Raw genomic sequence first — 19,958 nt, 5'->3', positions numbered from 1 at the left:
TCCTGAAACTCCGGAGTGGCTTGACTGTCCGCTATTGTCTGTCTCGATCCTATCGGATTGAGGGTCCTTCGCTTGGCTTCGTCCGCGACTTGTTGCTCGGCCGACCGTTTGGGTTTGATCATTTGCTTTTTGCCTTGAGGCCGGGATTGACCAAGCGGGCGCCGGTCAAATCATTTTCGATTTGGCCGGTCGCGTCGAACGTTCTGGAATTCCTCGGGTCCCTTGACGAGCCGCCGCTTGCGGCTGGCCTGGTCATCCGGGCTCGCTTTGTTGTCCTTGAGCTTGTCGATCGCGTTACCCGCCATTTCCCGAGCCCGCTCGGACGAGGCCTTGGCGGCAGACGTAACCGCGAGGGCAGGGCCGGGTTTGCCCAAGCCCATATCGACCAGCCGACGGATGGATTCAGAGCGAACCGGAGTGTCTTCCTGCCGCGACGCCCAGTCATCGATCTGAGCGACAGTCGATTCCGGCCAGCGTGTGCCGATCTGGACGCCCTGACCAGTCGCAGGGCGGCCGCGATGTTTTTTAGCACGAATCTTTTTTGCCGGTTTCATTTTATTTGGTACCAAAAAATCATGCCGAGGGGAAGCGCGAACTTCCGATGACTGTGCCTGCTTGGTGCACTATCACCGCAGTCCGCGCGCAACATCACGATCACAGATTTGAAGTCAGGCGGCGCCCCGTAGCGGAAGCGCCAGTTGTACAGCAAATGGTTGGGAAGCATTTGCCCGGACGAAGGCCTGCAAGGCCGGCGTGATCTCGCTACTCGTGACACGCACGGCAAGCTCATCTGCGATCTCGCTGGTGGCATCGCGAGACCAGCCCTCGATGGCGTTGAAGGCGACAATCCGGACGGGATACGCGTACTGCCCGGAGAGCAGGTCGCGGATGATGGTCTCGACATCGGTGTCCTGCTCGTCGGTCTCGCGCCAAGAGCAGCCGGCGCGCGCGCCGAAGTCTTCCAGCACCAGGTAAATCTCACGGTCGAGCCGATCCAGTGGCACAATCGACGGCGCATGACGCATGACGCAACTCCTACCCAAACAAGAGCAATTGCGCTGCCATGGGGATCGTTCCGTTCCCGCGTGAGGGGCAAGGCTTATGCGGAAAAAACCGTCCGCTGAGGCGGCCTTATTCCTTGTCCTCAGTCCAAGTGCGGTCGCCGCACCGGCACTCATAGACCCGGACCGTCAGCCCGCGCATGGCGTCCATCATCGTGTGCTTGAGCTTGGGTTGAGCGCCGCAGCTACAGCGACGTTCCTCTCGGGTCTTGGCGCCTGAAAATTTATCGCTGCTGAAATAGTTCATCAACTCACCCTGCCAAAGGTCAGTCGTTAAGTCCCAAAGTGGACATTTGTTCCCCCGGGGGGATTTGCCAAGCGTGGCTCGGCTGGTCATCGGGCGAAGCAGAAGTGCGCCCTATAGGAACGACGCCCGTCGGCCGACCTTGGTTCTACATGCGTTTTAGACGCATAAGGCTATCGGTTCGGTAGCCGGGAGCGGCCTCAGCCCTGGGTCTGCCACCTTGGCCTGGGGCCGTTTCCTTGGGGTAGGCGGCGCATTGCGATCCGCCAGGGTCATTCCGCGGCTCGCAGCCCTTGCTCTGTTGGCTCATAGCGCTGGCCGTACTGTTTGAGCCAGCCGCCTTCGACCATCTTCCGCGCCATAGCCATCGTGCATATCGGCTGACTGCCGCCTGGGTGATACAGGCCATCTGCGCGCTGGACCAGGTAGCCGTAGACGCTGGCCAGTCGCAGCGGCTTTATCATCCCAGGAAAGAGAACGACGGAGTGGACGGGCATTGCCCAGTCCCGAACATTTCGGGTTACCGATCGTTCCAGATCACCTTGGACACGCCAACCACCGGCTTTGTCGAGCGACGTATGCCTTGGCCTAACTCATTTGGTAAGGCGTGACTGGAGGAGTTGGGTCACAAAGTCGTCGCCGAAGCAGGCACCCTGAAGGAAGCCATCGAAGTCGCGCGGGTGGCTGAGTTCGATCCGACCATTCTCGACCTGAGGCTTGGCGATGAAACGACTGAACTGGTGCCGGAGATCACTTGAGGTCGCGGGTTGCCATTTTTCTTCCTGACCGGCCACACATCCGATGGATTGCCAGTTGGCTTCCGCGATGCTCCTCGATTGGAGAAGCCGGTTCGATGCTCCGCACTCGGGAAGATGATCGAAAACTGCGCGAGATCTTGAGCGGCTAGCCGGGGTTGGCTGTGTGACCTTCACGCTGCTGCCTTGCCCTTCGCCAAGCTTGCAAGGTCCTTCCAGGCCAAAGCGGTCCGCAACCACTTCAACCGCTCGGCGGGGCAAGTCGCGGCGATCGCCTTCTGCATCGCGGCGATGGCTTCTGCTTGATGGTCGAGGTTTCCAATCATCGGACCGATCATTCGCCAGAATTATTAAGGCCGGCGAAAATCTACAGCCCGGAAAACTACCGGCTTACGCCGCCGCGGAGCCTACGTCCAAGCCCTGGCCCTGTGGACGCGCCAGTCCGGCGCCATCCGCTCGCCCCGTCCTGCGGGGGGCGCTATCATAGGTTAAAGCGCGACTCAGCAAATGCAGCCGAGGATCAACTGGCAACAGGCTGGGGACGCCGGGCGATGGCACAGTCACGCTATCCGTTGATCCGGAGGTGGACACCGGAGGAGCATCAACAACTGCTGGCGATGGCGGCGGCCGGGTGTCGACCCAGCGAGATCGCGCAGGCGCTGGGCAGGACAGAAACGGCCGTGCGAGGCCGCGCGAATTTGCACAACATTCCATTGCGACTGGTGGCGCAAAAGCGGAAGGGCTCATGATCAAGGGCGTGGCCATAGCTGCTCTCGTACTGGCGGCGGCAGTCTTGCGGACCAGCAGTTGTCCTACGGCCGCTACACCGACGCGGTGCTGAGGCTCCTGCGTAAAATTGAGCATTCATTCCGGCGATAGTCACAGAGTGACGGGGCAGAGGGGCATCAAAGCGCCGCGCGTGCCTACACCGGCAACCGCCCTCCAGACACACAGTTTTCTCTGAGCGCGTCGTCTCGGCGGTAAGTATTGGATTATTTGGTGAGCGCGCTGCTCACCGCGCTATGCGCTTAAGTGCCTGATAAATCGTCGGTCTTTTTGCGCGATTTTCTTAAGCTACCGTCATAACCACCGCCGCAGTCAGGCCGCTACCCTGCACCAAGTCGGATGGTCAAATCGCCGATCTTGTAACGGTCTGCCCGGCCGTCATGCGTTCTTTATGCTCCCGTTCAACCTACCAAAACGGGAATACCATGAACGCAATTTCCATTGACGACAGCGCGCCGCTCTTGCTGCCCGTCCCCGGGTTCGGCCTGCTCACCTATGATGACACCGCCAAGCTATTGAAGACGACGACGCGCCATGTCGAACGCCTAGTCTCGCGTCGCCAGCTCAAGGCTGTGGCGCTGGGACAAGGCGACAAGCTACCGCGCATCCGCCCGGCAGACCTACTCGAATTCATCAGCGACATGGAACCGATCGTTCGTGCCGATGATCCTGCGGACGGCGAACAGGCCCTATAGCGCCTGACACAGAAAACGAACGGCCAGCGAAGCCTTCACTCCACCGGCCGGCACCGTCAATCTCTCACAGTCAACGAAAGTTTTTCGCAATGCACAAAGTACCGCATGCTCGCGGCCGCCACAAGCACGACCCCGCAAACTGGCAGTGCGACTGCAAGCGCTGCCGTCGCGAAATTGACCACGTGTTTGACGCCGACCGCGCGTTCTTCGACGCCAATCCGAACCGCCGGCTCTACTGCCGCGAGCTTATCGAGGGCGAGTTCCCGCCTGAAGCGGTCGGAAGTTTGCCGGCCGGATACCGCGCTATCGTTGTCTCATGGGTTTGCAAGCCCGGGATCAAGCAAATCCGCATGCGCAGCGTTTACGGTTGGCCGCTGCTTATGCGTTGTCCAAACGAGAGCGACCGCGCAATCGTCGCTGCCTTTGGGCACTTGGGCGAGTTCGAACGTCGCTGGCGCGCGGAAGCGAACCAATGAGCGCCCTAACCATCATCACGTCAGATGGACCGCTTCTCACCAAGGTGTGGCACTCACCGACTGAGAAGCCGGCAGCTGTCAAGTTCCCGTATCGCTATCGCTTTGAAGAACGCGAGTTCGAAGGACTGTCGGGGCTTGAGACAATTCTACGCGAAATCGAAGGCGATCCGTTGAAGGCCGTCATCCGCGGTCGCCTGAAACAGGGCTTGGACCCGAATGGGTGGCACCGCCGGCTGAGCGTGCGGTGCCCCAAGACTGGCGACCCCGCAAGCGTCGAAGACGTGCCGCGCGATTGGGTTATGGTCGATATCGACGCCCCGCCGCTATCGAGCGTCGATGAGCTTCAAAGCCGCTTGCCGCGCGAACTGAGGGGCGTGAACTACGTCAGTCAATTCAGTTCGACGACCGGCCATCCTATTTTAGGCGGCAAACTCAAGATGCACGCATGGTTCGCGCTCGACCGCGCGCTATCGTCGGCAGAGTGCCGCGCGTGGCTGGGCTCGCACAGCGGCATTGATGCGTCAATGCTCACGCCGGTCGGAATCCACTTCGCCGCCGCCCCCGTGATGGGGGCTGACGCATGAGCGCAGCGTTGATGACCGACCCGTTCTCGGGGCGCCGCATCCTTGCCACAAATTGGCCTGCGCACCCGACTGCCTCCACCCCGCCGGCCGTTATCAAGGTGCCGGAACGTGAGGAGACCGATGTTCGTGAGTTGGCGGACCTCATCAGCTCGTTGACCGCGAGCGAGAGGGAAAGATTGCGCAGCGCAATTGCCGCCGATGCCGCCAAGCGTTCGATGGCGACGCTGACAGAGCTGAACGGAACACCGTGGAATAAGTGGTGCTACCTGACCGGGCTGCGGTACGGACCGGCGTTCGCCGCCAGCGTCTTCGCCGAGGAAGAGAGCGAACATCTCGTGGAGGTCTTCGTCGGCCGCGCGAGCCGGGAAGGCTGGAACGTCCGCGAGGCAGAGACCGGCATCCGCAACGGATTGCGCGCCGCCACGAACGCAGAGACCAACTTCACCGTGCGCGAACTGTCGAAAATGCGCCAGCGCGACGCGGCGTTGGCGACAGTGCTGGGTACCACGAACGCCCCTGCAGTGGCTGATGCCGGCGTCAAGACAGCCGGGCAGCTCATCCTTGAGCAGCTACAGGAGCAGACGAAAATTAAGAAAGTACTTTGGAGCAGCGACAACTATCGCACGTTTCTGACTATGAGTTGGGCCTTTGCAGCGGGGTCAAAAGACCGCGTATTCGCATCCTCCACCGAGGGCCGGCTGTCCATGGTGGGGCTGGGAAACGGGAGGCACACGGCGGAAAACTTTTTGACCGCTGACCATGTGAAAGAAATGCTGCAACGAGCTTTCGTCATCCTTGAGCCGGCGACTTACGAGCCGGCAAACGAGCCGGGCGCGGTGGCTGCGGACAGAGTGCCGTCAGGGGCGGCGCTAATCAAAACGGTGGTAGATGGACCACGCAGGGGCGAGAAAGCTATTAAGTCGGCGTGGACCTGCGAAGGAGTGGCGGACGCTTACAACGCCGCGGCCGTGCTAACGGTCGATGCAACGGGCAAGCCCCGGCACGACCCGGAAACGACCGTGTGGCTGCCAATGGAAAAGTGGGACGGTCTGATCCTCAAGCTCGCCATTGAACGCATCATGGCGACCCTCGACGGCGTGACGCTGCAAGAGCTGCTTGGCGTGTTTCAGGGACCTCAGATGCTCCCAACCGGCACGGTGGTGACCGCGAGCGGGTTGCACATCGCGCGCGAGGCTACGGCCAGGGCAGCCCAGGAAGTCGCATTCATCGACGTGGGCGAGGTCGCAGGCATGTTGGAATTGATGCCGCCTCACCGTGCGAAAGCAGTGCTCAAAGGTTTTATCGACCTCTTCACATATGCAGAGCCCGAAGACGGCGCTGTCCTAACCGCGTTCGCGGTCACCGGGTTCTGCCGTCTGGCGTTCAAGCTTGCGCCGCTGACGCTCATTGACGCGCCGATATTTGGAGCCGGCAAGACCTTCGCGGCGGAACGCATCGCGGGACTTTCGGGGACCCCGGCATCCGTCATCGCCTGTACGAACAAGAGCCGCGACAGCGGAGATGAGATGCGCAAACGCATCGAGACGGTGTTGCTCACCGGGCAGGCCGGCGTCCAAATCCTTGACGACGTACCCGGTGGTGAGCTGCCCAACGTCGAGAGCTTCCGCACCGTCCTCACGGCGAACGAAGGAAAATGCCAAATCCGAGTCCTTGGAGAAAACCGCCAGATTGGCGTCAAGCCCGACAAGTTCACGTGGGTAGCAACGGGTAACAATGTGCGGGTCACGGAAGACATGGTGCGCCGTTCAATTCACGCCCGTCTCGACCGGGACAAGGCAGAGGCGCGGGGCTGGGTTGGGGAGGCCAAAGCGCGGGCGGCACTTGACCGCATCAAAAATGAGCCCAAGGCGCGCGCGGAGGTCGTCTCAGCGGTACTGTCGCTGCTCCATCATGTCCGTCAGAACGGCCCGGCACTCCCGCCACTGTCTAACTTCGAAGGATGGTCGGAGCTGCCCCGCGAGGTCGCATATCTGGTCATGGGGGCGGACCCGGTGGCGACGCAGGCGCGGCTCCGCCAGAATGACGAGAAGGCAATCGAGCACGCCGAAATCACAGAAGCGCTGCTGGCCCTTATTGGATCCGAAGCGGACACTGAGACCCCGGTGTCAGCATACGGGACCCCGGCCGGGTTCGTCCTGGCCCATGACATCGCGGCCCGCATTGCAGGAGCCGGCGAGCTGCCGTCGTTCGTCGCGCCGGGACCGGTGCCGGACTACATCCAGGAGCTGCGCCGCCACTTCGATGCCAAAGACCCGAGAGAACTGCACAACAGGCTGTCGGCTTGGCTGCGGCAGCACAAAGACCGCCGCACCGCCTCAGACGAACAAGGGGTTTCACGCGCGGTGGTCTGCCGAAAGGTGCGCGACCCGAAGCAACGCAAGATGCGCGACCATTGGGGCGTGAAGGTATGTCGCTTGGCTGAAACAAGGGTCATTACGCCATGGGCGCGCCACGCTGCGCAATGAAGAGGCGACGCGTCGCGCACCATTTAGCTTATAAGATCAGCAGGGTTTTAGAAGGTGCACCAATTGCGCCACGCAGACGTCTCTCAATGTGTTTGCTGGATTAATCGAAAAGTCGCTGCCCTCCCTCAGCAGGACTCGGCGGTGCGCATGCAGTTTTTGATCCGGTCCAGGCGCGAGTGAATCTCGGGAACATAAACATTCTGTCGAGCCTTCTTGGGTGACTCAGACGCCATGTATTGCTCTCGAAACTTGCCTATGTTCTGCTTAGCTATGCTCGTGATCCAACCCGCAGCTGCGTCTGCAAATGATGAAGACGAAGTTTCCATCGCTGGTGCCGAAAGTAGAATCCCCAAATATTCGGTGCAGCTCTCATCGTCCTTTCGGACTTGCCCGGGCAAATCAACAAACTCGTCGTACCATCCAACCGAAGACACACTTAGATCGGTTCGATAAAGTAAGATGGTTTGAGCGAGGTACTGCTTCGACAATTCTAACTGGGCGCACTTGCTCTTAATGGTTGAGTTGCCTTTCATCGTGCGAAGTGCGCCAACAATCTTTGAACCCACAGTGGGTGGCCACTCGGCGGGCGGTACCTTCGTGAGAAACTCCTTGTTTGCTCGTATTTTTGCCTCCGCTATTTTGGACGCGCTCTCGAAGATTGGAGGCTCGTATGTGTTCAAGCCATATTCGTTTGGGTTGTCGTTGGGCAGTGCTTCCTTAGCCCTCGCTGTAGATGCGGCCGCGCTTCCAGGTCCAGCTACTCCTACATGAACCATTCTATGGCGCTTTTCTGTGATGATGACGGTCGCACCCTTCGACGGGCCGGCGTTCATGACGAGCTGCGTGCCGCGATATAGGTGCAAGTCAGTATCATTACCGTTATTTATCCATTGAATTCCAAAGTCTCGATAATCGGCTACTTCAATCAAGCCTAAGTCCATCCTGGCCAGGCGATCAAGCAACGATGCGGCGACTGGCTTCGCAAGAGCTAGTGCATTCCGCTCGTAAATCGACAGAGCAGCATTTGCTCCGTCCGATCTAATTTTGTGCACGGCATCTAAAATAAGTTCGGCGCTACTATTGAGCGAATCAAAACCGTCTTTCGTGAGGGCTTTGATGTCGATATCCGAAGAGTACTTCAATCGCTTGTAGTTATTGCGAAGAGCGATATATGCATCCACTGCTCCGGACCAAGCTGTCGGGTTGGGGGCGCGGTCGACTGCGATCGGCTTCTTGGATGAAGTTAGCGAAAGCGACTCGGTCAACAGTCCGAGCCGAAAATCAGGTTGGAGCTTCGCCGTCATCAGAAACGCTTCTTCCGGCCTGACTGTGGGGCTTAGGTAAACGGCACCCGTAACTACGGGGTTGCTAGCGACCTCAGCTCCATAATATCGAAATTTTTCTAAGCACTCAGCATATTTGCCGTATGCAAGATACTTGTAGGCCTCTGGATTAAAGCAGTAGCGCACGGCCTGCTTGTAGTCGCTGGATATGAACGTTCTCCAAGCATCCACCTCTATCTTGCGTAGGCTAGCTACCGACGTGTCGAGATCAATCAATCGCTTGTCGATGACGTCCAGACGTTTGTCCAGATTTATGAAGTTTAACTGCATTGAAGAATAGATCTTCTCTAACTCCTTATCGACTTGATCAAATCTATCGTGCATTTCTTCGCTAAGCGCTTTTATGTCGCTTCGTACACTTGAAAAACCCTCCTCCAGCAGAGAGGTCGTTGGGTCCTTCCCCATAGGGCCAAACAACCCAATAATACCCAACGCTGCATTTGCTATGTTTCCACTTAGGAGGATCTTAGCCCCGGTCTTTAAGCCAGGCTGACTCAGTTGCAGAACTGAATTGGCTATTGTTCCGATGCTTTTTGCGCCGGTCGAAACTCGATATTGAAGGTCCGGCTGTTTTCGAAGAAGTGCGCGGCTTAGTAGTTGTACGGACATCACGCCCGCCTCGATGTTGTCCTTTTGTCTTGTGAGCTCTTCTTGCTTGTCACGCTTGTCTTTCTGTTCACGAAGTTTTTTGGCAAGATCGGCATGGCCTTTGACGAGAATACCAAACTCGTTCGCAAGCAGATCCATCGCCTTCTTTTGATCATCGACCTCGGCGCGCAACTGCTTCCCGTCTCTCTCTAGGACAACTACACCTGTCTTTATAGAATCAAAAATAAGATCAACGTACTCGTGCATGTTCGTGTCACGGACCTGAACGTAGGTTTCGAGTGCTTCGAAACGAGTGTCCGTCGCGAGTGCCTTCACGCGCTGGTGCCATTTCTCGTTACAGGCAGTGGCGGCGGAAACATCGAATAGGCCCACGACTGCACCAGGTACTCCAGCCTTTTTGGTGGGAGCCCGCGCGACGCTCTTCAGGAAATAGCTATAGCCCGCGGCCTCACTGCATTTTTTCCACTCGGGATCCAAATCACGGTTTAAGAACCGATCACCATTCTTATTCTTCTCGACGTAAAACCCACGTTTTTCGATTTTGTCGACATCTACGTCCGGCTTCAGCTTGAATTTATAGGCGCCGCCCATGATCGTAGTGGAGTGCACCCCCTCGTGAAGTTTGCCTTCGGTCTCGGAAAAGTCTTCGGCGGAAGCGAACGATGAAAGCCCCAGTATGGCTGCAAAAACCAAAACGCGCACAGTGCCCCCCAATTATACGGTCACGCCCGCAAGAGTTGTAACCTGCTCTACTGAGGTCCGTCTAGCGCTGTCCAAAATTTTGCGGCTATGACGCAGGACGGTCGCGACGCACGATAGATCCTCGGCTCTACGATGGGGAATCCGTCGATATCGCCGAGCGGCGCAACGAGGACCAATGCTGCGTTAGAGTTACGGAGGTCAGATTAAGTAGGCGATAAAATCTTAGAGCCGGCACAAGGTCCGCTCCTTCAGGATGATGTTGGGCTGCTTTAGCCGCAATCAGCTTCTCGTCGAAGGGCGAATGCTACGGAGCAATTTCACCGTAAAGCTGCGTTCCTACACCAAGGGAGGTCTTGGCAGGAAAATTGCGCTTAAAGTTTCGCGGCGGGGATACGCGGAAGCCCCCTAGGAAGGCTTGGCGACCGACTGCAGATCAGAGCACTCTATTCGCAGGTGCAGCAACCGGACTTCGAATAGCCAGGTAAAGGATTGCATTGGTATGACCGCCGATCTGCGCGAGGCCTTGGAGCTTTTCAGGGCTCCGAAGGGTACCGCGGCGCGCGAGCTTATTGCTATCGGCACTCGCCGTTCGACGAGCGCACCCATAGGGTCGGGATGTTACTTCCCGCAGAGCGAGTGCTTGACGGTGAATGCCAACTGGGACAATCTTAATCTGAGGAGACACCATCGGAGGGGCACCGCATGAAATGCCGACCGATTTTCAGCTTTGGACTTTTCTTAGTTGTGAGTTTCCCGAATACAGCTGCTGCCGCGCGCTATAGTTGCTTGTTCTCCGCGTTAGGCGGGCCCGTTTTACAGACATGCGACGTCGAGACTACACGGACGTCGATGTGTGACTATGCTTTTAGCGCTGACCTGTCATCCGCGTGCTTTGGCGGTAACTCGCGAATAGCATGCTTATTTTACAGGGGAACGCGTTTGACACCGGCTGACTCTAGGCAGTTCCTTTTTGGGCGCGGCATGTCGCAGCAGCCTGGTTTCTTGGCGGGCGGTTCTGCGCTCAATCCGAAGGAGTTCAATGCTTCATATCGTGAAAGCGCGGGTGCTTCGGAATTGATTGCAATTTGCTCGCGCTAGTTCGGCGCGCGCATTATCGATATCTCAATTCAATGCGCTTCGTCGTCTGATCCGCCTTCCTGGCAGGAGATTGATCAATGAATAGTGGTCATCCGTCATACGCAAATGAAATTCAGGAACTGCTCAAGGAGCGCGACGAGAAGATCAGAGACGGTACGGACTACATCATCGAACAAATCAAGCGGACGCCTCAAAGGAGCAGGCTTGATATCGCCGGTGCTCCCATAGAAACTTCTGATCAGATCATCCGCACCAGCCTTTTGAATATATTCGACGAAGGGGTGTTGGTGCTAAATTTTGGACCACAAGACGGCGACATGAAGGTGATTGCCGCCGAACAAGTTCTGATTGATACAGCAATTACCAGAGCGACGATCACGCGTCCCTTCGGATCAGCTTTCGACCAGGTTTGTGCGCGGGCGTTGCGCGGAATGAACGGTGGTCAAGGCAAGAATGGTGGCAATGGTTCCGGCACTGATCCTCACGGCAATGGAAACAACGGCGAGAATGGCGGCGAAGGCCAAAGGGGCAATAGAGGTGAAGCGCCTATAAATCCAACGATCTTGATCTTCGCCCAGTCGATACGGCTTGCGAATGGAGGCTCTCCGACGCAGGAGAATATTCGCCTAATGTTTGATGGCATCCGTGGGGGCGATGGTGGCACCGGCGGAAAGGGCGGGACCGCAGGGGGCGGAGCGCAGGGGTCTCGCGCAAGCGATGGAGTCTTGAGTTGTAACCGCTCTGGTGGAAGAGGAGGGGATGGTGGCTACGGCGGAATGCCTGGAAGGGGAGGTGATGCCGGCAGGGGCGGGGATGGATCTTGGGTCTATTTTTTTACGCCAATGAGCCAGCAGGACGCGTTGAAGTTTTTTTCGGTTCGACAGGAGGGCGGACAGGCGGGGACTCCCGGTGGGCCGGGACCTGGTGGCGTTGGGGGACCAGGAGGAGCAGGCGGCGAGGGATCGGTGTTCTGCGACGGCGGAAGCGCAGGTACAGACCGCCGACGTATGCCGGCTCTGCCGAGGCCGGACAACGGTGTAGGCCGGCAGGGTAGCGTCGGCAAACGGGGCACGATCACTTACATTGCCAGAGACAACAGCGATTTATTCAGCCGAGAAGGCAACAAGAGTCCTGACCCGCCGGCTTAGCATCGCGGATCAAATTCGAATGCAACCCGTCAGGAGCGCTTTGTTCACAAAATGCGTCACGGATACCGCTCTTTCGACGGCGACCTGAAAGTCATGCGCTGCCGTCACGAGGGGTGCCTTGGTAGCTCGGTGATAGCAGTCCTCCGTCCATTGAAATACATTGCGTGCACACCGAAACGGCAAAATGATCCGCGACCCGAGGCAGGGCAAGATGCGCGATCATTGAGGTATGAAGGTATATCGCTTGGTTGACACGCGGGTCATTGCGCCATGGGCGCGCCACGCTGCGCAATGAGGACCGCCGGCTATGGCGCACCGTTTAACTCATTAAAATCAAGTGTTTCTCAGAAGGTGCGCCGCGCGCGCCATCAGATGTCTCTCCTCTCTTTCCTTCAATCAATCTGTATACACTCATTCATACATGCCTAGCGCCTGGCCGGTCCGGCGTGGCGCATTTGGCGCGACGGCGCGCGCCGCTTCAGGCGGGGCCTATAACTTGGAAAAGTTTGAACCAAAAGATCGTTCGCTGCTGCACCCACGTACGCGCCCCGCCATCCTTTGTGTATTGTGTAACTCTCTAAGAACGGTGGGATATCAACCATTTAAGTGTACACAAGACAATTACACAACGGGGGGATGGTGTGTGTTTGCTTGGCGCGGAGTTATCTATCCTAGGGTGAGGGGAAGCATGTCTAAAGGTGGATGGCTGTCCGACAAAGAGCTAGCGACATCTGAGACGTCTAAAAAAGAGCTCGTTCGTCTGAACGATGCCTGCGCAAAGCGGCCACACCGCGGAAGCCGCCGAGCATTATGATCGATACAAAGAACGAGAGGCCGATAGGGAGAAGGCCAAGGAGCTTTGGGAAGCGTCGAGGTGGGCTGATGACTGATGCTTCCCATCAATAGTGGAGAACAGTGGTCAGGTCGGTTGCTGAAGCATGTGACACTCCCTACGTTTCAATACGTGATTTGATACTTTGCACGGGGGCGTGAGATGGAGACCTATAAAGCTTTCGGATTTGCGGCTGCCCTTGGCTGGGCGATTTCGTCCGCACTGTGGGTTCGTTCTGCACTTGTGGAAGCTAAGTCCAGCCTCCCGCCACCGAACGAAGATCAGAAAGTCGGAACGGTAATGACAAAGGGAGGCCATTACATCGACGGCATCCCGCAGATGACTACCAGCGATATCCAGAAGTATCTCAAGGAATCTGGTCGTTGGAACAAGAACGCAGGCACGGTGAGCGCGATTTCGGCCGCTTTGACGGCTTTTTCAATCTTTTTTACGCCCTGATTGACTAATTCGCGGTTGTTCATCAGCGCTTGGGTGGCTTTGATCCAACCCCTATAAAGAAGAATTCTTGGCTCTGCTCGTCAACTCCCCTTCCGACCAGTAGCGACGGATCGATCACGGACGAGAGTGCCTTTTGCAGTTCGGTAGATTTTGCTCCACGACCATATTCGACGCCAACCTCAAATCCGCCGCCTGTGCTGTACTGAACATCCCAACTGGCCGCGCGGAATGCAGTCGCGATGCTTTGAGCGAAAGACTTGCCAAGGGAATTTAGGTACATAACGTGGATCTTGCCTTTAAACGGCATCGCCGCAATGGCTTTTCGTAATGTTTCGATCTGCTCGATATCTAGTGGACTCCACTGCTCTCCGATCACAGTTTCCAGACGTTCAATGACTTGAACTGCGCGTGTGAGGTCCGCCGCTGATTTCTCAGCGAGCTGGGAGCTGGCGACGCTCGATATAATACCTATTACAACACCAGCCGCCGCGAAGAAGCCCGCGATGATAGATCCATAGTTTGAAAAGAAGACTTGCCAATTCGACATTGTGATTTGCTTCGAGGCTTAAGTGATGAGAACAAGTTAGATTATCTTGAAGCCCTTCACACCCTTGAATGCCTCTTTAATCTTTCTGTTTACGTCGCTCTTCACTAGATCAAGGGCGCGCTGCTTGATTTCACGATATGGACCGAAATCAGCGCCGCAGTCTTTGCACGAAGCGTGTGACTCATCTGTGTGGTTGTCGGGCAGGGTGATCTCGGTGCAGCCGCAATTGGGGCATTTGAAGTTCACGTTGATGTTGTCGGTGGTCATGTTGAGGCCCCTCTAGGACAGCAGCTTGTTGATTGCCGTGAAAGCCTTCTCGAACCTATTTAGAGCTTCTTTCGGCACAGAGTTAGCAAGCCCCGCGATGTTTTCGGCGAAGTAGCGGGCTGGCCTGAAATGGCCGAACTTACCGCTCTTCAAAGGATGGCTTTCGAGATAGTCATCCAGCCGCTTTAAGATACGCGGGTGTTTCGACTTGATCGCAGCGGGCTTTATAGGAGCAGCTAACTGCTTCGAAAACTCCGCGTTAACGAGTTGAAGGTAGAAATTCAGGCCGAACATGTCCTCAATGTCAGCCTCAGACGCGCCATCGATGAAGTCGGCGAACGTCAGAACGTTGGATTTCTTCAGTAGCTTTTCTTTGTATATCGCCTCGATCGAAGTCTCGTCTGCCTTTTGAGTGTCCAGCAGAGTGACAATCGTCATTCCGCGTTGGGTCCCAAGCAGGGCAACAAAGGTCGGCACCTTCGACGCGCCTCCGACGGGGGTGATCGTCCATTTTGGATCCAGCCCGGTCCGCCCAGACGATTCCAGAATGCCCGACATTGCTTGCATGAATAGGAGGTCTGCCGCCCCCTCGACGACAACGGAATACGGGCTAACGAACAAGGTTTGATGGATTTCGTAACCAAGCGCGCCCTGCAGGGGAAAGAGGCTATCATCGCTTGCAGCAAAGACATCGGGAAGGACTGTGGTTCCCGCTCCCGTCTCTCCGTCGTCATCGCTTTCTACGCTAAGGTCCTGCACTATACGCACACGATCGAAACGGCGCGGATCGATCATAAACGGTGAGTGGGTTGAATAAATAAGCTGATGATCGCCTTTTAGCTCCGTCTCGAAATAGCGAAGAAGGTCTTCCTGAGCCTTGGCGTGGAGCGTCAGGCCGGGTTCATCAAGGAGCAAAATGACCTTATCGCCGTTGCGTTTCACGTCCGAATACCAGGCCAAGAAAGAAAAAAACCAAACAAAACCCCTAGAGCGGCTACCGAGTTCGGTCGTGACGGAGTGGCGGCTATCAAACACCCCGCCCCAGATGTTCATGCCCGACTGCATGCCGGGCGGATCCTCCGGCAACCCCGGCCGTACATCGAAGGTCATGCGAAGGTGCTTGTTCTGTGACCAATACTTCAGAATCTGTTTTGATAGGTAGTTGCTCGCGCCTTCCAACTTGCCCTTGAGATCGATTGTGCTCTTTGCTCCGACCAAGTCGTCGAGACTAAGTCTGGCGAGCCTAATCAGACCCAGCATCGGATGGTCTGACGTCTTCAATTTTTTTGCATTCGACCGCTCGATTAGAGCGGGGATGTTCTCGTGTCCGGACAGCTGATAGTATTCGTCGAAATACAAAAAGCTGGGAACGTTATCGCTTAGATACTCATCGTAAAGAAATTTTGAAAAGCTTGCCTTCGCAATTTTGCCGAAGGTGTCAGTCAACCGTTTGACCTCAGCCGTTTGCTCTAGAGCATTTAACTCGATAAGGATATCAGACGGTTTTGAGCCCGCTGCGATGACGGCCTCGCGGGCTGGCTCAGAAATATCCGCCTTGGAGACGTAGTATTGAAACGCCTTCTGCTCGTTGACTTTGAGCGTGAAAAAACGGTCGTTGTGATAGTTTTTGTATAGGGCGAGCGTCTTCTCAACGAAACACTCCCGCCCGAACGTAGCTTCGATATTGGCCAACTCTTCATCTAGGGTGTATTCCGCCCATATGGGAATTGCGACCGGGCGCTTGTTGGCTTCAACGGAGTGGCGATAGTCCTCAACGTCCATGCGTGGGTAATCAATGGTGACACTGAAATTGCCCTCCGATGAGACGACCGGCCTAAGCCTGTAGAGCGCCTTGAGCAGCGCGCTCTTACCCGCCTCGTTCTTTCCGACTAGACAAGCGATATCGTCTACCTCGATCAGGCCGGAATCTCGAACGCTCTGGAATTCTCTAACTCGAAAAGATTTCAGCCGCATTTCCCACCGTTTTCAGGTCGATTACAATTCTTATGAAGTGTGTCGGACGGATGATCACTACTGTTTGCATCGCCACGCCTGACTAAGAGCGGTCATCGCCAAGATTCGAAATGGCTCATTGAGGAGCTGGGGATTGTTTTGCATGTAACTAACGACAACTCGCGCGGCCTGTTCTTTAGTGTGGCCCTTCGGAGGGCAGTTTTTAAAGCCTTCAGGCAGCGCATTACTCAGGAACGTGAGCGTTGCGATTGTGCCGCCGCACTCACCGTCCCAAACGTCGAATTGTCCGTGCTTGAATACGTAATGTTCGCAATGTTGGAGCATGTAGTTGCCGCTACTGAAATCCGGCTCGGTTGCGAATGCGGAAGCTGCGAGAGCGAGAGCTAGACTGGCGGTTAGGAGCGCGATCTTCACGTTCAGCTCGACGGTTTTGCCGCCGCGGCCGGCTTTTTTGGCTTAGGTGCAGGCGCGGTAGCCGCAGCTTCCTGTTGCTTTTTCAGATCGGCAACCCTGGCCAGCTCGGCGCGCTTTGCGTCGGCTTCATCCTCCTTTACGAGGAGGTAGCCTTTCTCCGCCATGCAGCCTTGACCGACAGTATCAGCGGCGTTTGATCGCTCTTGGGCCGCCATAGCCGCCGCTAAGCCACCGCTCGCAACAGACACGCCGGACAGTGCGGCCTTGTTGCGTTCGCCGATACAAGCAGTCCTATCGACCTCAAACTGGGTATGTAAGACCGGGTTATCCCGAGAGGATTGCCCGTCGACCCGCACCCATCCCATTTTTGGTGCGGCTGCACAGCCGCCCAATGCGGCGCAAAGCATCACAACAGCTAATATACGCATGAAATAGCCCCCCGGCTAAAATAAGGGCTATCCAACCTCAACCGGAGCGAGAGCGCAAGCAACGATGCAGCGCGTCTGCGAGACTTTGGACTTAGGGAAAAATACGGGTACTCAGCGGTCCTAGCTCAGCGATCGCCTTTCGTTCGGCGCAGCTGTTAGCCATGAAATCCCAGCATGAAACGATGGCAATGAAGGCGCTGCCGGCCACAACAGCCGTCGCACTAAGCGCAAATGAAGGCGGATTTGATATCCGGTTGCCTAACCAGCCGGAAGAGTTAGACAAAAATGGCCAGAACTTGTTGAAATCGTTAGTGGCAGAAAAAGCTTGGCGATCCCGGTAGGATTCGAACCTGCAACCCTCAAAGTAGAAACAATTGGGCTACCGCCTGATTTCGATCTACATCACAAACACTTACTTGAAGTTAGAGCAGGCTCCGGTGTTTTATCCGGTGTTCACCTATTAGCTGGATGAGGCCCGGCTTGCTGCAAACCCACGAAGGGCAACTCGGACTTGGGTTTACGAAACCCGAATGGACGTAGATCGGGAGCACGTACCCGATCTTCCGCAAACGCGCGGCTCGCCTCTTGCCGCATGGGGTGCCCACTACTCAGTAGGTCACTAATCTTCTTGATAAACGCCGGATCATTCGCTTCTTGCATGTCCATTATATACTCGAGTTCGACATAGTCCCCGTCGGCCCGAAGGAAAGCATAGACCGCTCCTAAATTTGATCCGACCCATGCAGCAATTCGACCCAGCTCCGCTAAAGGCGTGCTGTCGGGCATATGCTTTTCTATACGCGCATAGGCGCGTTCTCTTATGTCCGTCCCAAGGACATCAAGCCGACCCTCCAGGATTGTCTCCCAAACGGGTTCTGCACCGGGATAGGGCATCCCGCTCCAGTAACCGAAGCACGCGCCCCGGCTTGGATCATCGAAATCCCCGTAAGTTATCCAGTTGGAATCCAGTCGATCGCCTCTCCGTACTTCGGCTAAGCTGAGTTCTGCAAGATTTTGGAGCTTGAAGTGGCTGCCCCATTCAAGGGCCTTCTCCGCACTCCTCAGCTCAGTAAAACAGAACATCCCGATCAGGCGCGAGACTCGATTCGGATAAAAGGTCGCACGACACCACTCCAAGGCATGTTCGCGCGCAATTCGCTCTGCCGACGCATGGTGTAAAACTGACGCAGACCAAACGGATAGAAATCCAGGACTGGTTGGAATGGAAACTAAAGCTCCTCGATAAGTCGCCCAAGCACACATCGGATTCCCGATGTTCAAATAGGCCCAACCGTGTGTCTTCAGTTCGTCTGCCAAGGCCGTGGTTGCCTCTAACTGCAGCAGGCTGGTGGCTAGAGCCCCCGTGCCCCGGTGATTTCGCCGGTGTGTTCAGCGAGGAGTTTGGTCTTCAATAGACTTGAGGTCGGTCCTTGCCTTTACCACCAAAACTCCGTCGCTGTGCCTTCGAAGAAGAACAAAATTGTTTGTGATCGCAAAAACTCGCCATGATGGCTCGTCATACGTGGCATCGGTGAACCGTATCGTGCGCGGCGGCTCTTTCAGAGATACCTCTGTCATAGCTTGAATTTCGCGGACCGTCCCGACCAACGTGCTCGCTGAGGATGCCGCGATGATAACGAGCAACATCCCTGCTTTAAGCGGGTCTTTGAAAAATCGAACGCTCACGTTCCAAACAGTCAGCGAGAGCAGATAGTACATTGCAATCGCCAGTGAGAGCGTATCGACCCGGTGATCTCGCAACCCGACTACCACTAATGCAACTACTCCGCTGATGCCCAAGGAGTGGAGTATCCATCGCTCGCTTCGACCACTCCATGTGCGTTGGTAGATCTCAGGTTCCTGTACTGACACGGCTGTTGCTGTAGCTAATCTCAGGAAAGCCAATGTTGCCGACAAAAGAGCGCTTCCGAGATAGCCGTAAATTTCGCCAAGTCCGCTGGCGACATAATCGGTCGTACTGAAATATCGCGAGAAAGGAACTCCAAAAGACCATCCTAGTAGGGCGATACGGCCGAAACCCAGCAGTAGAAGAAGCGCGCCCGAGATCGCAATGAAGGAAGATATGTCGGATAACGTAAAATCGACCTTCAAGTAGTTCTTGATCGCAATCGCGCCGCGCGCGGATCGAAGTTTCTTCCTGAGGAATGAGGAGAGGCGCCGCGCGCTATGCGGCTTAGTCTTTAGCTCCGCTGGCAGCTGGTCGAAATCGACCTTCAATTTCCAGTCTTCGCGAGTTGTCGCTTCGTTTCCCAGCTGTTGAAGCGGCTCTATTTCCGAGGCCGCAAGGTAGTTTATGTAGTTCTGTATGTTCTCGTAGTATCGGATGATCCTTGCAAGCCGGTGCTTTCGCATAAAGCGAAAATGCTTTTGAGCCTCAGGCGGATTAGTCTGGGCCAGATGCCAGGCGAGATAATTCCAGCCAAGAATTCTCGGCTCAAACGCGGCAAACTTGGTGCGGCTGGTCGACGATCGCATCAGGTAATAACCAACAGCCTCGTGGGCCTGCTTATAGACGTGGGAATCCGAATCCAACGGGCCACCATCCGAGACCTTGGGCCAAATCTCGAAAAGGCAGGCCATATGACAGGTTGCACAGAGCCGCATGAAGTAGCGCGATCGCCAGCGCAGCCGCCATATTAAGAAGTAGAAGCGCAGAAGCGATTGAAGAACGATGCGAAGCCCAATTAGTGAACGGCCCAACTGCGCGAGTGATGCGCTCTCGCTGGGTGGCCCGCCAGAGGGATCCTCAGTCATTAATTCCCGCGTTCCTTTTTTTTTGCCGCTCCAGGTCAAGGAGTGCGGTCGCCAGCTCGACGGGTACGCCTGACGCAATACCGCAGTAGATCCAGTCCAGAGTAACACCGGTGACCCGGCAAACCTTCAAGGCTTGATCTACCGAAATCCTTCTAAAGCTTCTTTCATAGTTGTTCCAGGATTGAGTTTCAATTCCTACGAGCCGGGACCAACGGGCTTGGTTGAGACCCTTGGCTGGCGGGTCCACTTCAAACGCGCGGCAATCATGGGAAGGC

The 19,958-nt window shown here is 56.2% G+C and carries 20 protein-coding genes; 8 read left to right on the top strand and 12 right to left on the bottom strand.

Annotation, left to right across the window (positions count from 1 at the left end):
• Nucleotides 1–170 precede the first annotated feature (170 nt).
• The 4 genes from BRA1417_RS0124425 to BRA1417_RS0124410 all read right to left on the bottom strand — a co-directional run bounded on the left by BRA1417_RS0124425 (nucleotide 171) and on the right by BRA1417_RS0124410 (nucleotide 1,802).
• Nucleotides 171–554, bottom strand: coding sequence for a hypothetical protein (locus BRA1417_RS0124425; protein WP_027518060.1), 384 nt, complete (start codon nucleotides 552–554; stop codon nucleotides 171–173).
• A gap of 114 nt (nucleotides 555–668) precedes the next feature.
• A complete protein-coding gene (locus BRA1417_RS0124420) occupies nucleotides 669–1,025 on the bottom strand; it encodes a hypothetical protein (RefSeq protein ID WP_027518059.1) in 357 nt (118 codons plus the stop codon).
• 106 nt (nucleotides 1,026–1,131) lie between these two features.
• Complete coding sequence (locus tag BRA1417_RS0124415) at nucleotides 1,132–1,308, bottom strand: hypothetical protein (protein WP_156948904.1); 177 nt, start codon at nucleotides 1,306–1,308, stop codon at nucleotides 1,132–1,134.
• Nucleotides 1,309–1,577: 269 nt separating this feature from the next.
• The gene (locus tag BRA1417_RS0124410) at nucleotides 1,578–1,802 is read right to left on the bottom strand and encodes a hypothetical protein (RefSeq protein WP_027518057.1); all 225 of its coding nucleotides are present in this window, start codon (nucleotides 1,800–1,802) and stop codon (nucleotides 1,578–1,580) included.
• 123 nt (nucleotides 1,803–1,925) lie between these two features.
• Between BRA1417_RS0124410 and BRA1417_RS44255 the strand changes: the two genes are divergently transcribed.
• The 5 genes from BRA1417_RS44255 (at nucleotide 1,926) to BRA1417_RS0124380 (ending at nucleotide 7,087) form a co-directional block, all read left to right on the top strand.
• The gene (locus BRA1417_RS44255) at nucleotides 1,926–2,063 is read left to right on the top strand and encodes a hypothetical protein (RefSeq protein ID WP_156948903.1); all 138 of its coding nucleotides are present in this window, start codon (nucleotides 1,926–1,928) and stop codon (nucleotides 2,061–2,063) included.
• Between the two features lie 1,208 nt (nucleotides 2,064–3,271).
• The gene (locus tag BRA1417_RS0124395; RefSeq protein ID WP_027518056.1) at nucleotides 3,272–3,541 is read left to right on the top strand and encodes a helix-turn-helix domain-containing protein; all 270 of its coding nucleotides are present in this window, start codon (nucleotides 3,272–3,274) and stop codon (nucleotides 3,539–3,541) included.
• Nucleotides 3,542–3,723: 182 nt separating this feature from the next.
• Nucleotides 3,724–4,017: a hypothetical protein gene (locus tag BRA1417_RS0124390; protein WP_156948902.1), complete on the top strand. Its 294-nt coding sequence runs from the start codon at nucleotides 3,724–3,726 to the stop codon at nucleotides 4,015–4,017.
• The gene (locus tag BRA1417_RS0124385) at nucleotides 4,014–4,601 is read left to right on the top strand and encodes a hypothetical protein (RefSeq protein ID WP_027518054.1); all 588 of its coding nucleotides are present in this window, start codon (nucleotides 4,014–4,016) and stop codon (nucleotides 4,599–4,601) included. Before BRA1417_RS0124390 ends, BRA1417_RS0124385 begins: the two co-directional genes overlap by 4 nt.
• Nucleotides 4,598–7,087, top strand: a complete 2,490-nt coding sequence (locus BRA1417_RS0124380) for a hypothetical protein (RefSeq protein ID WP_027518053.1) — start codon at nucleotides 4,598–4,600, stop codon at nucleotides 7,085–7,087. Before BRA1417_RS0124385 ends, BRA1417_RS0124380 begins: the two co-directional genes overlap by 4 nt.
• A gap of 125 nt (nucleotides 7,088–7,212) precedes the next feature.
• On the opposite strand, the gene BRA1417_RS0124375 is transcribed toward BRA1417_RS0124380, so the two are convergent.
• Entirely contained in the window at nucleotides 7,213–9,741 is a 2,529-nt protein-coding gene (locus BRA1417_RS0124375; RefSeq protein ID WP_156948901.1) for a hypothetical protein, read from the bottom strand.
• Between the two features lie 1,175 nt (nucleotides 9,742–10,916).
• Between BRA1417_RS0124375 and BRA1417_RS44250 the strand changes: the two genes are divergently transcribed.
• Nucleotides 10,917–11,987, top strand: coding sequence for a hypothetical protein (locus BRA1417_RS44250; RefSeq protein WP_156948900.1), 1,071 nt, complete (start codon nucleotides 10,917–10,919; stop codon nucleotides 11,985–11,987).
• Nucleotides 11,988–12,981: 994 nt separating this feature from the next.
• Complete coding sequence (locus BRA1417_RS0124365; RefSeq protein WP_027518051.1) at nucleotides 12,982–13,278, top strand: hypothetical protein; 297 nt, start codon at nucleotides 12,982–12,984, stop codon at nucleotides 13,276–13,278.
• Nucleotides 13,279–13,300: 22 nt separating this feature from the next.
• On the opposite strand, the gene BRA1417_RS0124360 is transcribed toward BRA1417_RS0124365, so the two are convergent.
• From BRA1417_RS0124360 to BRA1417_RS0124340, 5 genes are read right to left on the bottom strand one after another with little or no spacing between them, the layout of a single operon-like run.
• The gene (locus BRA1417_RS0124360; RefSeq protein ID WP_027518050.1) at nucleotides 13,301–13,825 is read right to left on the bottom strand and encodes a hypothetical protein; all 525 of its coding nucleotides are present in this window, start codon (nucleotides 13,823–13,825) and stop codon (nucleotides 13,301–13,303) included.
• Nucleotides 13,826–13,861: 36 nt separating this feature from the next.
• A complete protein-coding gene (locus BRA1417_RS0124355; RefSeq protein WP_027518049.1) occupies nucleotides 13,862–14,092 on the bottom strand; it encodes a hypothetical protein in 231 nt (76 codons plus the stop codon).
• Nucleotides 14,093–14,104: 12 nt separating this feature from the next.
• Entirely contained in the window at nucleotides 14,105–16,066 is a 1,962-nt protein-coding gene (locus tag BRA1417_RS0124350; protein WP_027518048.1) for an AAA family ATPase, read from the bottom strand.
• Nucleotides 16,067–16,123: 57 nt separating this feature from the next.
• On the bottom strand, nucleotides 16,124–16,480 hold the full coding sequence (locus tag BRA1417_RS0124345; protein ID WP_027518047.1) for a Rap1a/Tai family immunity protein: 357 nt from the start codon (nucleotides 16,478–16,480) through the stop codon (nucleotides 16,124–16,126).
• Between the two features lie 2 nt (nucleotides 16,481–16,482).
• Nucleotides 16,483–16,908, bottom strand: a complete 426-nt coding sequence (locus tag BRA1417_RS0124340) for a hypothetical protein (RefSeq protein ID WP_156948899.1) — start codon at nucleotides 16,906–16,908, stop codon at nucleotides 16,483–16,485.
• Between the two features lie 161 nt (nucleotides 16,909–17,069).
• Between BRA1417_RS0124340 and BRA1417_RS44245 the strand changes: the two genes are divergently transcribed.
• The gene (locus BRA1417_RS44245) at nucleotides 17,070–17,249 is read left to right on the top strand and encodes a hypothetical protein (protein WP_156948898.1); all 180 of its coding nucleotides are present in this window, start codon (nucleotides 17,070–17,072) and stop codon (nucleotides 17,247–17,249) included.
• Between the two features lie 112 nt (nucleotides 17,250–17,361).
• Here the strand turns inward: BRA1417_RS44245 and BRA1417_RS0124335 are convergent, their stop codons facing one another.
• Nucleotides 17,362–18,225: a hypothetical protein gene (locus BRA1417_RS0124335; RefSeq protein WP_156948897.1), complete on the bottom strand. Its 864-nt coding sequence runs from the start codon at nucleotides 18,223–18,225 to the stop codon at nucleotides 17,362–17,364.
• Between the two features lie 72 nt (nucleotides 18,226–18,297).
• Nucleotides 18,298–19,683, bottom strand: a complete 1,386-nt coding sequence (locus BRA1417_RS0124330) for a hypothetical protein (RefSeq protein ID WP_156948896.1) — start codon at nucleotides 19,681–19,683, stop codon at nucleotides 18,298–18,300.
• Nucleotides 19,684–19,958 lie beyond the last annotated feature (275 nt).

Source organism: Bradyrhizobium sp. WSM1417 (assembly GCF_000515415.1).
GTDB lineage: Bacteria > Pseudomonadota > Alphaproteobacteria > Rhizobiales > Xanthobacteraceae > Bradyrhizobium.
The sequence above is the reverse complement of the archived record's forward strand: the minus strand, read 5'-3'. Positions and strand labels throughout refer to the sequence as shown.

Coding starts and splice junctions, on each gene's coding strand:
- BRA1417_RS0124415 (WP_156948904.1), bottom strand. CDS start 1,308: ATGAACTATTTCAGCAGCGATAAATTTTCAGGCGCCAAGACCCGAGAG.
- BRA1417_RS0124410 (WP_027518057.1), bottom strand. CDS start 1,802: ATGCCCGTCCACTCCGTCGTTCTCTTTCCTGGGATGATAAAGCCGCTG.
- BRA1417_RS0124425 (WP_027518060.1), bottom strand. CDS start 554: ATGAAACCGGCAAAAAAGATTCGTGCTAAAAAACATCGCGGCCGCCCT.
- BRA1417_RS44250 (WP_156948900.1), top strand. CDS start 10,917: ATGAATAGTGGTCATCCGTCATACGCAAATGAAATTCAGGAACTGCTC.
- BRA1417_RS0124380 (WP_027518053.1), top strand. CDS start 4,598: ATGAGCGCAGCGTTGATGACCGACCCGTTCTCGGGGCGCCGCATCCTT.
- BRA1417_RS0124385 (WP_027518054.1), top strand. CDS start 4,014: ATGAGCGCCCTAACCATCATCACGTCAGATGGACCGCTTCTCACCAAG.
- BRA1417_RS0124420 (WP_027518059.1), bottom strand. CDS start 1,025: ATGCGTCATGCGCCGTCGATTGTGCCACTGGATCGGCTCGACCGTGAG.
- BRA1417_RS44245 (WP_156948898.1), top strand. CDS start 17,070: ATGAAATCCCAGCATGAAACGATGGCAATGAAGGCGCTGCCGGCCACA.
- BRA1417_RS0124350 (WP_027518048.1), bottom strand. CDS start 16,066: ATGCGGCTGAAATCTTTTCGAGTTAGAGAATTCCAGAGCGTTCGAGAT.
- BRA1417_RS0124365 (WP_027518051.1), top strand. CDS start 12,982: ATGGAGACCTATAAAGCTTTCGGATTTGCGGCTGCCCTTGGCTGGGCG.
- BRA1417_RS0124355 (WP_027518049.1), bottom strand. CDS start 14,092: ATGACCACCGACAACATCAACGTGAACTTCAAATGCCCCAATTGCGGC.
- BRA1417_RS0124395 (WP_027518056.1), top strand. CDS start 3,272: ATGAACGCAATTTCCATTGACGACAGCGCGCCGCTCTTGCTGCCCGTC.
- BRA1417_RS0124330 (WP_156948896.1), bottom strand. CDS start 19,683: ATGACTGAGGATCCCTCTGGCGGGCCACCCAGCGAGAGCGCATCACTC.
- BRA1417_RS0124360 (WP_027518050.1), bottom strand. CDS start 13,825: ATGTCGAATTGGCAAGTCTTCTTTTCAAACTATGGATCTATCATCGCG.
- BRA1417_RS0124340 (WP_156948899.1), bottom strand. CDS start 16,908: ATGCGTATATTAGCTGTTGTGATGCTTTGCGCCGCATTGGGCGGCTGT.